General features: G+C 41.2%; 12 protein-coding genes. All 12 read left to right on the top strand.

Translation table 11 applies throughout. The features are described 5' to 3' along the window. Positions 1-35: 35 nt before the first annotated feature. The 12 genes from QPK24_RS12995 (at position 36) to QPK24_RS12940 (ending at position 15,686) form a co-directional block, all read left to right on the top strand. The gene (locus QPK24_RS12995) at positions 36-563 is read left to right on the top strand and encodes a hypothetical protein (RefSeq protein ID WP_285741668.1); all 528 of its coding nucleotides are present in this window, start codon (positions 36-38) and stop codon (positions 561-563) included. 74 nt (positions 564-637) lie between these two features. After that, complete coding sequence (locus QPK24_RS12990) at positions 638-859, top strand: hypothetical protein (RefSeq protein WP_285741666.1); 222 nt, start codon at positions 638-640, stop codon at positions 857-859. A gap of 333 nt (positions 860-1,192) precedes the next feature. After that, positions 1,193-3,022: a cache domain-containing sensor histidine kinase gene (locus tag QPK24_RS12985; RefSeq protein WP_285741664.1), complete on the top strand. Its 1,830-nt coding sequence runs from the start codon at positions 1,193-1,195 to the stop codon at positions 3,020-3,022. Next, positions 3,010-4,593, top strand: coding sequence for a response regulator (locus QPK24_RS12980; RefSeq protein ID WP_285741662.1), 1,584 nt, complete (start codon positions 3,010-3,012; stop codon positions 4,591-4,593). Before QPK24_RS12985 ends, QPK24_RS12980 begins: the two co-directional genes overlap by 13 nt. A 137-nt stretch (positions 4,594-4,730) precedes the next feature. Further along, complete coding sequence (locus QPK24_RS12975) at positions 4,731-6,050, top strand: extracellular solute-binding protein (protein WP_285741660.1); 1,320 nt, start codon at positions 4,731-4,733, stop codon at positions 6,048-6,050. A 73-nt stretch (positions 6,051-6,123) separates the two neighbouring features. Continuing rightward, complete coding sequence (locus QPK24_RS12970; RefSeq protein ID WP_285741658.1) at positions 6,124-6,993, top strand: carbohydrate ABC transporter permease; 870 nt, start codon at positions 6,124-6,126, stop codon at positions 6,991-6,993. 11 nt (positions 6,994-7,004) lie between these two features. Beyond that, positions 7,005-7,862, top strand: a complete 858-nt coding sequence (locus QPK24_RS12965; RefSeq protein ID WP_285741656.1) for a carbohydrate ABC transporter permease — start codon at positions 7,005-7,007, stop codon at positions 7,860-7,862. A 72-nt stretch (positions 7,863-7,934) separates the two neighbouring features. Then, a complete protein-coding gene (locus QPK24_RS12960; protein ID WP_285741654.1) occupies positions 7,935-8,561 on the top strand; it encodes a polysaccharide deacetylase family protein in 627 nt (208 codons plus the stop codon). Between the two features lie 106 nt (positions 8,562-8,667). Next, on the top strand, positions 8,668-11,484 hold the full coding sequence (locus QPK24_RS12955) for a glycoside hydrolase family 2 TIM barrel-domain containing protein (protein ID WP_285741652.1): 2,817 nt from the start codon (positions 8,668-8,670) through the stop codon (positions 11,482-11,484). Between the two features lie 315 nt (positions 11,485-11,799). Beyond that, a complete protein-coding gene (cntE, locus tag QPK24_RS12950) occupies positions 11,800-13,026 on the top strand; it encodes a staphylopine family metallophore export MFS transporter CntE (protein ID WP_285741650.1) in 1,227 nt (408 codons plus the stop codon). A gap of 224 nt (positions 13,027-13,250) precedes the next feature. After that, positions 13,251-13,691 (top strand): MarR family winged helix-turn-helix transcriptional regulator, encoded by a 441-nt coding sequence (locus QPK24_RS12945; RefSeq protein WP_285741647.1) that lies wholly within the window; start codon positions 13,251-13,253, stop codon positions 13,689-13,691. 21 nt (positions 13,692-13,712) lie between these two features. Continuing rightward, positions 13,713-15,686 carry an FUSC family protein gene (locus QPK24_RS12940; protein WP_285741645.1) on the top strand — a complete coding sequence of 658 codons (1,974 nt, stop codon included), beginning with the start codon at positions 13,713-13,715 and terminating at the stop codon, positions 15,684-15,686. Positions 15,687-15,903 lie beyond the last annotated feature (217 nt).

Raw genomic sequence — 15,903 nt, 5'->3', positions numbered from 1 at the left:
CTTTAAGATTTGAGATTAAAAAGGTGGGCTGTACTGTGAAAATGATGTGGAGAATATATGTGTTATCATTCATTGTTTTATTCACGGGTTATTATTGCTGGATTCAATTGATGCATAGCACTTTTAATCTGTTTAGTATTACCGGGATCGTATTGCCACTTATCTTATTGATTGCGTTATATATGGTCAATCGGAAAGCAGGTAGTTGGGCCACCCATACAGCATTAGTGATATGTGTAACTATTTTTGCGGGTGCTGTGTATCAATTATGGGTGCATGAGCAAAAATCACATTTTACGATGGTTCATTGGGTAAATGAGCCGGAAAATCGTGTGTGGATGGTTGACGACCTGTTAGCAAAATACGACTTTGTTGGTATGGATGCATTATCGATCGAATCGATACTTGGCAAAGAAACGGAAACTTCCTATTTCGAAGCACCTGATCGGTCGGTGTATTATCTTGGAAATGAGCGCGGCTTCATTTCAATTGATAGTGAGTGGCTTGTGTTTGATTTTGATGAACAAGATAGGGTGACGAATGTAGAAATCATGCGAGATTAGAAACGCTTCTTTTAATATTTCGTAGAAAGAATAATAAAGTAAGAAGTTCAATCGTCTTATTAGGAGGAAGCACTATGAAGTGGATCTTGTGGAGCAGCTTTATTCTTGTCATTGGCGGCATTGTATTGAATTTTTATTTGGAATATTTCACTCTCGCCTATGCACTAATGGGAGTTCTCTTGTTAGTTATCTCAGGGTGGGGAACGATGGTACAAGTGAAGAATAGTGTCAATTCGGAGATGGATCAATATAAAGAGAACACATACACTGATGATGTTGAAAGATACACGAGATGAACAGAGAGTAACGTGAAAAAGACTTAAAGAAGGACATTAGAAAGAAAGATTTATATTCCATTCCTTCTCAATGAATGAACTTATAAGGTTGTATATCTTAATACATACAAAACGAAGTCGCTAATGGCGGCTTTTTTCTTTTATCATCTGACACGAAAAACAATTTCATACAATCATACAACCTTTCGTTTCTATAATCAGTGCTGGATCTAGAAGAGCAAGTTTCTTTTTTAACATATAGTTACAAATCAACCATTTTCATATGCGCTATGCAGTTGATTCAGATTATATTTAAGAAGGCGAGATATAACATAAGAGGTGGGGGATTGTATAGTGACAAATCAGATGATAAGAAGTATAAAATCTTTATTCCATCACAAACCTAGAAAATTAGCTTATAAAATATCCTTTTCTTATTTCTTGGTTATTTTAATTACAGTCGGTTTCAGTTACTTGGTCTTGTATCAAATAACTACTAATTCAGCTCAGAAAAAAGTAAATGAGGCATCGCTGCAGACCATTACTTCTATACAGGCAAATGTGGATTTAATGATCGACAACGTAAATAACTATTCCAAAATGATATTCTCAGATCCTAACCTGCAAAGCTTGTTAAGGCAAGGCAATGTCTATTCTAACCTTCAACTCCAGTCTAAAGTAAGCGCCTATTTATATAATCTTATGCAAGCGGTTCCAGTGATTGATTCTGTACATATTTTTGATAATTCAGGCCATCGTTTCTCGGTAGGGACTGAGGAATTACCCTATTTAACGGGAGTGAATTTAGACGACGCTCCCTGGTATGAGCAAGTGGTACAAAATAAAGGAAAGTATATGCTGAGATTAAATGGCAGCGGAACTTTTTCAGAGGGTGATCCTGATGGAAACTTCGTATCCTTCATTCGTTTGATTCGGGATATAGACAATACATCTCGCCTTGGGATTCTTGTTATTAATATTAAAGACGATGCTTTTGTGCAGGCCTATTCTCATTTGCTCCGTCAAAACCTGCTTGAAATTGCTATTTTAGATGAAAACAATGAAATCATCGTAGCTGATTCCGCTGAAGACCAAAGTGATGCCGCCTTTAAAGAAATCCTTGCAACAAACAAAGACCGATTTGAAGAGCAATTTCAGCAAAACAGATCAGGTGTCCTTACAATGAGTTTGAATTCACAGAGATATACGACTTCCTATGTTTCGGGCGAGGAGAATCAATGGAAATATGTAAGTATTACACCACACAATACGACGAAGTCTACCAATAAATCGCTTGTACTTCTCGCGCTGATTTTGCTGGTGGTTAATGGAATGATCTTCTTTATGAGCTCATTTATCATTTCACGCAGTATTATTAATCCAATTCATAAGCTTCTTCGTTCCATGAACAGGGCGCAAAGCGGTAACTTTATGAAAATAAACGTAGAGCTCAATAGTTATGAATTTGAACAGCTTTATAACGGATATAACCACATGATAGAAAAAATTGATCAACTGCTCAAGCGCATGATGGAAGAACAAAAAACAATTCGGAAGGCAGAACTAAGTGTGCTCCAGTCCCAAATCAAACCGCATTTTCTATATAACACGCTGGACTCCGTATCTTCACTCGCCATGTTGGGATTAAACGAACAGGTATGCGAGCTGGTTGAAGCTTTAGGAAGCTATTACCGCATCAGTGTGAGCAAAGGGCGAGAGGTAATCACGGTCGGTGAAGAAATAGAGATGGTTCGTAATTATTTAAAAATTCAGGAGGTACGTTATCAAGATGCGTTTGAGGCACAATTTGATGTAGATAAAAATAGCTGTCAGTCCCCGATTCCCAAACTGATTATACAGCCATTGGTTGAAAATTCGCTCTATCATGGGATAAGGCCCAGTGGAACAAAAGGTACCATCCGAATCAGCTCACGAAGTGCGGAGGATGTAATAATAATAACCATATCTGATGATGGGATTGGCATGTCGAAAGAAGAAATTGATGAAATTCTTACTACGGAGAGAAAGGGAGAAATCAAGAGTTTTGGACTATGGGGAACGATGGAACGATTGCGTATATTTTATGGCAACAAGGATTGTATACATATTAACAGCGTACCGGGGAAGGGAACACATATTACACTAACGATACCGAATGGAGTGGATACCTCATGGGAAAATTGAAAGTTTTAATTGTGGATGATGAATATCTGATTCGAAATCTCCTTAGAATGCGCATGAATTGGGAAGAGCAAGGTTTGACGATCATAGGTGAAGCTTCCAATGCTCAGGAAGCCCTGGATATGGTAGATAAACATAGACCAGACATCATTTTCACAGACATTTATATGCCGCATATTAACGGAATTGAGTTTAGCAGCAGAGTGCTGAAAAAATATCCGGACATAAAAATTGTCGTTGTTACTGGTCATGATGAATTTGAATACGCACACCAGAGTATTAAAATTGGAATTTCTGACTTTATTCTTAAACCGATTCGAGCTTCCGATTTACTCCATGTTACCGAAAAGGTAAAACGTATAATTAATGAAGAACGTAGACGGGATCAAGAAATGGAGAAGCTGAAGCAAGAACTGGAGCGGAATTTTCCGTATCTTAGAGAAAAATTTCTCTATCAATGGCTTAAAGGAACTCTTTCTATAGAAGAAATTGTTGAAAAAGCCGAATTTTTTAGATTTCCTATGTTCAACCGCAGAGCCGCATACCAGCTAGCTATTATAGAAATCTCTGCATCCCAAGAGAAGCAGACGGAGGAACAACTGATTCTGCTCGGAATGGAGTGTAGAAATCGAATAGAGACATTTTTTTCACAAGATTCAGAAGTCATTATATTATCCGAAACGGAGGACCGTATTGTAATTATTTCATTTAGCGAGGATGGAAGGATTGTCGATGAGTGCGAGTCCCTCAAATTAATTCTTATAGATTCACTTCCATGTTTCGTAAACATCGGAATTGGGAGAAAGCGCGGCAATATCGAAGAAGCTCATCTCAGTTATCAAGAAGCGAACAGGGCACTTCATTATAAAGTTTTTGCAGGTCATAATCAGGTGGTCTGTTTCAAAGATATCATGGAAGGCAGGCAAGATCATTACCGGTATAAGCCAGAGGTTCTTCAGGAGCTGCATTTCTATATCAGCGTCGGTTCGACAGAAAGGGCGGCTCAGATGTTAACACAAATATTTGACGCTTCATTTTCCAGCGCAGGTCAGTTCCGTACGGCGGCCATGGATGTGATTACAGAGTGCCAGCGCGCAGCGATGGAGCGGGGCATCGAGGACGAGCATACGCTGAATACAGAGACACTCGTTTCCATTCTAACGGCGGATAATCTGCCAGAACTAAAAAGAATACTCGAAAGTTACGTTTTTACCATTTCAAATATAATTAACATGGAGAATCAGGCCAAAGCAGGTAATCTGATCAGTCAGGTGAAAGCGTATTTAGAGAATCATATGAGGGATCCTAACATAGGACTTGCCAGCACCGCTGCTGTATTTTTTATCAGCCCAGGACACTTGGGAAGACTTATGAAGAAAGAAACAGGTCAGACGTTTGTCGAGTATCTTACAGATATACGCATGAAAAGAGCAGAGCATCTGCTGAAAACGACCGATTTAAAAGGATACGAAATAGGAGAAAGGGTGGGTATCATCGATCCGCATTATTTCAGTGTCTTATTTAAGAAAACGATGGGAAGGTCTATGAACGAGTATCGAATCGGTAAATTATGAAGAGAACGATGTTCTAAATTAGGAAGGGAAAGATGTTCGAATTTTAAAAGGGAATGTGCGGATTTTGAATGGAGTAAACGTGGGAGCTTCCCTATAATGTCCTTTAGAAGCGTAAAAACACTTAGGGAGGTCAGAAAATGAAAGCGTTATTAAAAAAATCAATGAGCCTCGTTCTAGCGGTGGGGATTGCGGGCAGTCTCGCTGCCTGCTCTGCTGGTTCATCCGAAGGTAAATCAGCAGATAAAGATGCAAGCGGTTCCATAAAGCTGACGCTATGGGATCAGTCCGTAGGAAATACGGATCCGTCAGCGAAGTTGCTGCCTGAGATCATCGAGAAGTGGAATAGCGAACATCCAGATATCCAGGTTGATCGGTCGGGAACGACAGGTGAGCAGTATAAAACGAAAGTAAAGACTTCACTCGCCGCAGGCGAAGCGCCTGATCTTTTTTACGGTATGGGAGGCGGCAGTTTTATGCAACCTTATATCGAATCAGGCAATGTTCTGGAGATATCCAGTTACTTAACAGATGATATTAAGTCGAAGATGGGACCGGGTATGGCAGAGGCCATTGAAGTGGATGGCAAAATATATACCCTGCCGGTTTACACCCATATTGCTAATCTATACGTGAATACCGACTTATTTAACAAAGCGGGTGCCAAAGTTCCAACGACTTATACGGAATTGCTTGATGCCGTAGAAAAACTGAAAGCGGCAGACATTACGCCTGCTCTTATTGGAGAAAAAGACCGCTGGCCGGGCATGTACTGGTACGACATTATTGCGATGCGCCAAGCTGGAAATGAAGCCGTAATCGAGGCATTTAAAGATCCATCCAAATGGGACTCACCTGAGTTTGTGGCGGCTGCAACCAAAATGCAGGAACTCGCTAAGGCAGGCGCCTTTAACAGCAGTATGTTCAGCATGAGTTATGATGAAATGCTAGGCGCGTTCAACGCAGGGAATGGCGCTATGATGTTCCAAGCCAACTGGGTTAATGCAGGGATCGAAGACCCGTCCTCGGCTGTAAAAGGCAACGTCCAAGTGATCCCATTCCCAACTTTTGAGGACGGAAAAGGTAAAGGTACGGAAATATTCGGCGGAGCCGTTGACGGTTTCTATGTCAGCAACACCACGAAGCATCCTAAAGAAGCCGTTGAGTTCTTGATGTATTTGAGCGAGCAGCTTGGAACACAGGGATATCTTGCCGGCGCAGGACTTCCTAGCTGGAATATTGATGGACTGGATACTTCGAGCCTTTCTACTCTTGATACCTCTGCCGCAGATATTATGAAGACAGCAACCTCGTTTATTGCATGGTGGGACAATATTCTCCCAGCAGATTCTGCAGAAACGCATAAAAACTTAATCGCAGAGCTCCTGGCAGAAGAGATCACACCGGAAGAATTCTGCAAACAGATGGCACAGCTAAAACCAACAGAACTAAAACTTTGATCCGTGCATAAACCCAAATGAGATGTGGTCAGGGACTTTCCCTGACCTTATCTTTGAGAGGAGAACGATCAGCATGAATTCAGTATTTTCTAACAAGAAGGCCATTATGATATTTGTCCTGCCTACCCTCCTTTTATTTTGTACCATCGTATTAATTCCGATCGTTGTCTCTGCATATTACAGTTTACTGGATTGGAATGGCATCTCCAAAGGTACGTTTATTGGACTGGACAATTTCACGCAGATGTTTCAGGATCCGCGAGCATTAAAATCCATATATAACTCATTGTTGTTTGCGGCAGCGTCTATTTTCATTCAGCTGCCTATCTCTCTTTTACTTGCACTGATCCTGGCATCGTCAGTCAAAGGAGAAGGGTTTTACCGAACTGTATATTTCTTGCCGGTACTCATTTCGACGGTCGTTGTCGCGCAGCTATGGTCGAAAATTTATAATGCGGATTATGGCCTTTTAAATACAATGCTCGAGAACATTGGTCTTTCGAGTCTGGCCCAAGACTGGCTGGGACAGAAGGATACTGCGCTTGCGGCATCGTTTATCCCTACCTTGTGGCAGTATATGGGTTATCACATGTTGTTAATGTATGCCGGAGCGAAGTCGATCTCTCAAGATATATTTGAAGCTGCCAAAATGGACGGGGCTTCACGCATGCGGACTGCTTTTGCTATTACCATACCGCTAATGAAACCGATTCTTAAAGTTTGTCTCGTCTTTTCGGTCATCGGTGCCTTTAAGGTGTTTGATCTGATTTATGTACTGACTGGAGGCGGTCCGCTTTTCTCTACTGAAGTGCCGAGCACCTTGATGTACACGACCATTTTCGGAACGTATCAATATGGTTACGGAAGTGCTATTTCCGTCTTTATCATTTTGGAATGTTTGATCGTGACTGTTCTTATCAATAAATTTTTCAAGATAGAATAGGAGGGAGAAAAATGAAAACAGCAGAAGTACGATTGCGGAAAAAAACGACATTTATTAGAAACATCATAATACAAGCTTTTTTAATCGTTGTTGCTATTGTACAGATTTATCCCCTGATCTGGCTGGCTTTTTTCTCCCTGAAAGATAATAGTGAAATATTCAGTGGAGATGTTCTAGGGCTGCCTGACAAATTTTTATGGAGTAACTACTCGAAGGCTCTATCAGACGGGAATGTGTTAACGTACTTTTTCAATAGTGTGCTTGTCACCTCTATTTCCATCCTGCTTGTTCTGATTCTTTCCTCTATGACGGGTTATGCAATCACAAGAATGAACTGGAAACTGAGCAGTGTAACAATGACAACCATCCTTCTTGGAATGATGGTACCCATTCAGGCAACACTTCTGCCGCTCTTTATGGTCCTCAAGAACCTGCATTTATTGAACACTTATTGGTCTTTGATTATACCGTATGTAGCTTTTGGAATTCCTATGGCAGTGTTCATACTGGGCAGCTTTTATAAAGGGATCCCAAGGGAGATGGAAGAATCGGCGGTCATGGATGGCTGCGGCATTTATAGAACTTTCTTTTCCATTATATTACCGCTCGTACGTCCTGCCATTGCCACGGTAGCGATATTTACGTTTCTATCTTGCTGGAATGAGCTTATGTTTGCGGTGACGTTTATCAATAAAGAATCCTATCAGACGCTTACGGTTGGAATGATGTCTATGGTAGGGACTTATATTACACAGTGGGGAATTATTGGAGCAGGACTGATGATTACTACACTTCCGACCGTTATAATCTACTTGGTACTCAATAGACAAGTGCAGCAAAGTATGATTGCAGGCGCGGTTAAAGGATAAGACCTTCTAAAGCGAGAATATCTATAGATAGAAATCGATTTCATAATTTAACGAAAAGTTGGAGGACTAGTTATGACCAAGTTATCTATAGTACATAAGGTGTCTACTCCGGAAAAAGTGGTTGCCTTTACATTCGATGATGGACCTCATCCGCTTTATACCAGACAAGTGCTGGACATATTTCGTAGTGTTAATGGAAAAGCAACATTTTTTATGATTGGTCAGGAGATGGATTCATATGAGGAGATCGCAAGAGAAGTTCATACTGCTGGGCATGAGATTGCGAATCATACCTTCTCCCATCCTGATTTAACCAAGCTAAAGCTAGAGGAAGTGCGGGCAGAATTACAGCAGGCGGATGGGAGAATTCGCCGAATAACAGGAGAGCCTGTACTAAATTTCAGACCTCCCTACTTTTCAGTTAATGAGGATATCCTTGCACTTGCGGATGAGTTCGGATACACTGCGATTGGTACAGTGAACGGCGGGGCCAAGGACTGGGAACAGCCAGGTGTAGATTATATTTTGGAACATACGAGACCAACCATTGATCATGGCAGCATTTTAATATTCCATGACGGATATGGTGAGCGTGCTCAAACGATTGAGGCTGTCAAGATACTAGTGGATGAACTTCATCATGAAGGATATCGGTTCTTGACCGTACGTGAGTTGCTCCATCTTGCGAATCACTCTTAAAAATGAAGGAGGAACAGAAGTGCTATATTTCTGTTCCTTTTTTTGTTAGATCCGTTAATTTGGTCGTACAAACATGAATAAATGAAATTTTAAAGGAGACAGTATTATGCTCACTAAAATGAATCTGGAGGGCACCTGGAATTTACATCTGGATGAACAAAAGACCGATAGCGAGTCCTTACCCATATACACAGACACCATTTCATTGCCTAATACAACCTCTCATGCAAAAAAAGGGCGAAAGAATGAAACGATCTTAGTTGGATCTTTAACTGACGAATATTTATTTGAGGGTTACGCTTGGTTTTCAAAAGACATTGTGATTCCAGATCACTTGGCTGGTAAACGTTGTTTTCTTCATCTGGAAAGAACGAGAATAACAACCCTTTGGATTGATGGTGTCCTATATGGGACACAAAATAGCTTGAGTACGCCTCATCGTTACGAAATCTCAGCAGGACTAACTGCAGGAACACACAATCTTACGATTCGGGTAGATAATACCAGTTATCCAACTAAAGGGGGTCATCTTACCTCAGAAGATTCACAGACCAACTGGAACGGGATTACTGGGAAAATAGAGCTTCAATTTTATGAACGTGTTTTTCTAAAAAATGTCCAAGTGTACCCCAATCTTGTTCACCGCTCATTTGATATTAAAGCAGAGCTTGTTGGGGACCCGCAAGACATTCGGATCATTGTATCGACCCATAGCATAAATACTGATCCAGTTCATACGCCAGGAGAGCAAATATGTATCCCTGATTCTAATGATCTGCGCTTTACGTACGAATTAGGTAAGGACGCACGATTATGGAGTGACGATGAACCTCATGTCTACAAACTTCATATTTGTCTACAAGATGTCCGTGGGAGGACGCTCGATACGGAAGAAATAATAACAGGATTACGAGAGTTCAAAGCGGATGGTGACAAGTTTTCGATCAACGGGCATAACACATTTCTCCGCGGCAAAAATGATTGCTTGATTTTCCCGCTTACAGGTTATGCACCAACAGTCGTGGATGAATGGCTTCGTATTCTTGGCATCTCCAAATCCTATGGGATGAATCACTACCGTTTTCACACCTGTTGTCCTCCTGAAGCTGCCTTTATCGCTGCGGACCTTCTCGGAATTTATATGGAACCTGAGCTTCCATTTTGGGGAACGATCACAGATGAATCCTCTGATTCGCATAATGAAGCTGAGCAGGACTACTTGATTCGTGAGGGCTATGCAATACTGCAGGCTTTTGGCAACCATCCTTCGTTTGTTATGATGTCCATGGGGAATGAACTGTGGGGAAGTAAAGATAAATTGAATTCAATGTTAAAGGCTTATAAAGAGCATGACAGTCGTCATTTATATACAGAAGGATCCAATAACTTTCAGTTTGCCCCAGACATTTTGGATGAAAGTGAGTTTTTTTGCGGCGTGCGATTTTCTAAAGATCGCTTGTTCAGAGGTTCGTATGCAATGTGTGATGCTCCTCTGGGTCATGTCCAAACAGATTTGCCAAACACATTAAAAGACTATGATGCAAGCATTTTACCGGGGAGAGACTGTACGATAAGCGAATCCGTCATGTCGGAGGGAGAAGAAATTCAAATCCAATATGGTACGATTTCGACGACAGTTAAGGCTGAAGCTGGAAGTCACAAGCTTGTTTCTCCTATTCCCGTCATTTCACATGAGATAGGTCAGTATGCTACTTTCCCCAATTTTGAGGAGATTAAGAAGTACACAGGCTCTATAAAAGCGAAGAATTTTGAGGTATTTCAGGAGCGCTTAGAAGCTAAGGGTTTGGGTCATCTTGCTGCCAAGTACTTTACAGCTTCCGGTAAACTGGCTGTAGCGTGTTACAAAGAAGAACTAGAAGCGGCTTTTCGCTCTAAGCGTCTTGCCGGGTTTCAACTGCTTGATCTCCAGGATTTTAGCGGGCAGGGAACAGCGTTAGTTGGCATCCTGGATGCTTTTATGGATTCAAAGGGATTGATTACACCTGAAGAATGGAGAACATTCTGTTCAGACGCCGTTCTTTTAGCGAGGTTCCCAAAGTATAACTATGAAGCCGGCGAACTCTTCGAGGCGCGGATTGAACTGAGCTATTTTAGGAAAAAGGCTTTAGACGGATGTGACCTTAAATGGGAGCTGCAATGTGAAGGTTATAATCTAGCGGAAGGGACTACAAAAATACCTTTATTAGATGGTCAGCAATATATCACGATTACGGATGTCCATATTCCTATGCCGAGTGTCTCGGTCATGACAAAAGTGATCCTGCGGCTGTCTATTTCAGATACCGATATTTATAAAACCTATGCTCTATGGATTTATCCGAATGAGCTGGAAGTTGACTGGCAAGGGGTAAACCTGTTTACCGAGATTTCAGAGAAAGCCCTGGAGCTGCTTGAGCGAGGGGAAGATATCATGCTTTTCCCGTCACCTGATCGCATACAGAATGCGGTTCAAGGGTTCTATTGTACTGATTTTTGGTCCTATCCGATGTTTCGCTCCATCTCTGAGAGTATGCACAAGGAGGTTGCTGTTGGTACCATGGGGTTACTAATCCAAAAAGACCATCCTATATTTGGGCACTTTGCCACAGAAGAATATTCGACGTATCCGTGGTGGAATATTGTCTCGCAGTCATCTTCTATTATTCTGGATCATTTGGAAAAAGATCTGAAACCTCTAGTTCAAACCATTGATAATTTTGAGAGAAACCATAAACTTGGTCTCTTGATGGAATGTCGTGTTTTGAATGGAAGAGTTCTTATGGGTGCTCTTCATCATGAGCACCTGATGACTACACTTGCAGGTAGACAGCTGATATACAGCTTCCTTCAATATGTGACAAGTCCAGCTTATCAGCCCGTGACCCGTCTTGAAGTAGAAGAGCTTCAGCGTTTATTTAGCTGAAATGCTGATCCTCATACTACGAAATACAATGGATAGATTAAAGTAATATAATTAAATTAATAAACCGCTGATCTCGTTAAATGATCAGCGGTTTTTTTGCTTTTACAATCGAAAACAAATCTTTGGTAGTATCCTAAAATGTATATTTTATAATTATGGGACGTTCGCTGGATTCTTCTCCAATTCATTTAAGTAATTAAATTATGCTATTCTAGCAGAAGTGATGATTGGTTTGCCATGAACGGTGAAAACCAGTCACAGGTCACAGGCACATCTATGGATTGACTGCTAGATAAAGAAAGTGGGGACGATGTTTTGAATTCTACTGTAACTACCAAAGGAAAATTAAATCCGGTATCTTTTTCTTTTATTCGGTTTTATATGTTAGCTTTTTTATTCTTTGCTGCGAACTCGGCGCTAACGATCATTCTTCCTTTGCGGAGTGAGGCTGCTGGATTAAACCAGGCTGAAATTGGTCTCATGATGGGAGCGTACATGTTTACATGTATGCTTCTAAGACCGTTTGCGGCTGGACTTTTAGGGAAGTATGGGCCGCTTCGTGTAATGAAATGGCTGCTGATCTTACATGCTTTAACACTGGTTTTATTTATCGTTACTGGAGTGGAAATGTATCTTTGGCTGCGGGCACTGCAGGGTGTGGCTACTGCGTTTTTCTCCATGACGATGCAGGCAGGGATTGTAGAAAAGCTGGAAGATAAAGACCGGGCACAGGGTCTGTCGATGTATACCTTGTTTACTATGGTTCCTTCTCTGGTCATCCCTATACTTGCTATTCAAATTTGGGAGAATGCGAACAATATCTGGTTTACTGTGCTGATGATCGGGCTCGCAGTTTTCCCGCTTATCATTGGACACAAGGTAGATTTACCGCAGACTACGGTGCAGAACAAATCATATACGCTGTGGGATATGATGCGTTCATTCGGCAGGATCTGGCATAGCACCCCGCTGTTAATTAGCAGTAGTGTCATGTTGTTTGCTTCGTGTGTATTCGGGGCAACTGCGACCTTTCTTCCTTTGTACATGGTATCGACAGGGGAAGCGAGTGCGGGCGTGTTTCTAACGATCCAGGGGCTCATTGTGATTTTATGCAGATTCATTTTACGTAAAAAAATCCCGTCAGACGGCAGCTGGAATACCTGGCTAATGGCGGGTTTGCTGTTATGTGCAGCACTCGGAACCCAGCTGCTTGCGCTAATGGAGGCGATCGGGCCGCTGGTTTACTTGTCCGCAGTACTTAGCGGTTTCGCCGTGGCATTTCTTTACCCGACATTAACTACTTATTTGTCTTTCGTACTCCCCTCTGAATCCCGATATGTGCTTATGGGCATTTTTATGTCCTCGTATGATTTGGGCTTCTCTCTGGGCGGATTTGTAATGGGTCTGGTTGTACAGAGCAGCTCGTATTCCACGATGTTTACGATCTGTACACTTCTTTCCATCATAGCCTTAATTTTGGTATTGGTTTTCAAAGAGCAGATGGAAGCAGGGAATAGGGCCCAATCAGCAGCGCCAAACTGAATAGAACTTATGTAATGAAAGTTGAAAAAACTCTTATTTGCAACGAATAGCTCCCTTGAAGGCTCAAGGGGGCTATTTTTGAGCAGGGAGAGTTTCGTGTTTTGTTACGGCTTAAGTCAAAAGGTGTAAGTTGGCAGAAGCATTGAATTTTATTAATATTTTAATTATAATTAATTAGCATACACATTATTTGTATACATACGAATTAAAAAAGGAGGTTGCCGATGAATCTTAGCACAGAAGAGATGTACGGATATTCCATAACGAAAACCAGTAGGGCTTTACTTCGTTTTTTATCAGGTCATCTGAAAAGGTATTCCATTACACCCGAGCAATGGACCGTACTAAAAAGAGTCTATGAAAATGATGGTATTAAACAAAAAGAACTCGCCTCCATCGCAGACAAAGATCCCGCAACGTTGGCGAAGATCCTAGATCTATTGGAACGAGGCGAATTCGTCATTCGCAAAACGAATCATACAGATCGGCGCTCCTACTTCATATTTATTACTGAAAAAGGAACAAATCTAAGAAATGAAGTTTATGTACACTTAGAACACCTATTCGGACAAGTTTTAGAAGGAATATCTGATGAAGAATTAACGATTTTTACTAAAGTACTTCAACAGATTGAAAAAAACGCAATAAACGATACGGATATTTAGTTTTGAATTGAGGTAGACAAGATGAATAATCATATTTCTTACAGCTCACGGCGGCGTGCTAAACACACGTTTCCAAAGAGACCTATGTACAAAGAAGCTTTTCAAATCAAGCCTATTCCTTTGAATTGGTTTAGAGGAGTAGGCTCTGCAATTAGTGTCGGGACACCAGCCCTGCTGGGTGTATTAATGGGGAATCCTGCCTTAGGAATCTTGGCTTCGATAGGCGGTTTCACTTTTTTATATGTGTCTAATGAGACCTACGCACAGCGTGCTGTTCGATTATTTTGGGTTGCTCTTGGACTCGCAGTATCCTTTGCGCTGGGATCATTATGCTCTTACAATACAATGTTAACGGTGCTAATGTTTGGGATCGTAGGGGGATTATCTACCCTTATGTTTACGGTTTATCAGATTACGGGACCAAGCGGAATGTTCTTTGTTCTTGCGTATGCAGTTGGTACCTCTATGACAGCAAATCTGCATGTGATTTTGCAGGATAGTCTTATTCTACTTCTTGGCGGGATGTTTGCTTGGGTGGTAGGTATGGCTGGAGTGATTAAAAATCCTCATCGTACGGAGAGTAAAGCAAGTTCTGCGGTATATTATAGTCTGGCAAATCTATTATCTGCTGTAGGGACCGCGGAGTTTACGGATCTGCAGCACCAGACGGCCTCACTCATGCAACAGGCAGATCGTACGTTAATGAATTCCAAGTGGTTCGGACGGAAAGACAAGCCATACACAGAGAAATTAAGAGCCCTTAATACACAGGCAAGAGAGATTTTCCTTTCCATACTTGATATCTCCTTACTTCCAAAACATGAAGGAGAGGAACAACTCAGTAATGCTTTACAAATCATAGGTGATCAGTTGCTTCAAAAAGAGAACGTATCAGGTTTTACGATGCCCACCTTTGAAAATGAATTAAATCATTCGATAAAGAACCTGTGTCTTAACATTCAGATGGCTGCTGAGATAAACTCGAAAAATGCCAATGATTTTAAAACAGATCCGAAGGACTACAAAACGAAAACAGGATTTCGCGTACTATGGAGAAATGTGTTTACCTCAGGGTCCAACGCTCCTTTTATCGCGCTTCGATACGGAATTATTCTTGTAATCTCAGCTGCAATTGCATATGGCTTTCATTTCGACCGGTCTTACTGGGTACCTCTATCCAGCGCATCGGTTATGGGCGGAGCAACGTATGTGGCGAGTCTTCATCGAGGTATGCAGCGCTCTTTGGGTACAATCATCGGCATTATTGTAGGTGCCATCTTATTATGGCTGCACCCTCAATACGTAGCGGTTCCGTTAATACTAGCCAGTCTGCAGTTCGTTGTTGAGCTAATCTATGGTCGGAATTATTCAATAGCTGTTATCTTTATTACACCGAGCACTTTATTAATCGGTTCGACATTACAACCCGAATTGACAAGCGAATATTTCATTTCTGCACGGATCGTTGATATTATTATAGGTAGTGCGGTAGCAATGGTCGGCATTACCTGGTTATGGAGGAGAACGGCTTCGAAAAGATTACCTTCTGTTTTTAAAGAGGCGGTAGAAAGAGAAGGTGAGCTTTTAGCTGCCATATTAAACTGTGAAAGTATAGAGGTCAGAAAATCAATCGAAGAAAAACTTCAAAATTCACTCATTCAGCTGAGACTTGTGTATGATAATGCTTTTGCTGAATCGATGAGAAGAAACGCAAGAACCACTATATTATGGCCAGCTGTAGGTGATAGCTTAATTCTTGGCTACATGTTACTAGCTGCGTCTCGTAAGGATAACCGTATTAATCATGTTTCAAGTGATCGAATTGAGAAGGTTCAGCATGGTTTTGCAGTGCTAGCGGAATCCATTGAAAATAACAAAAAACCAGTTATGGACATGCCTGCGTTGCCTGAATTCCCTTCGATATATGAAGACATTATGCAGCTAAAGCGTTCACTTCGAGTCCTTGACTCTTCACTGAATGTTACGAGACTTTAATTTCACTTGATATAAAAGAATACCGAAAATGAGCGTCGCAGGAAATCAATCCTGAGGCGCTTTTTTATTTATGTGACGAAAGATTTCAACCAATTATCCTGGATAGTCAAACAGTCAAACGATCACTTAATTGTTAACACATTTTCTTTCATAAGTTAGCTTTTGCCCATATTCGAAATAAAAGCTTGAAAGTGACGTAACGTCATTCATTATAATG

Source organism: Paenibacillus polygoni, assembly GCF_030263935.1.
In the GTDB taxonomy this organism is placed as follows: Bacteria; Bacillota; Bacilli; order Paenibacillales; family Paenibacillaceae; genus Paenibacillus; species Paenibacillus polygoni.
The sequence above is the reverse complement of the archived record's forward strand: the minus strand, read 5'-3'. Positions and strand labels throughout refer to the sequence as shown.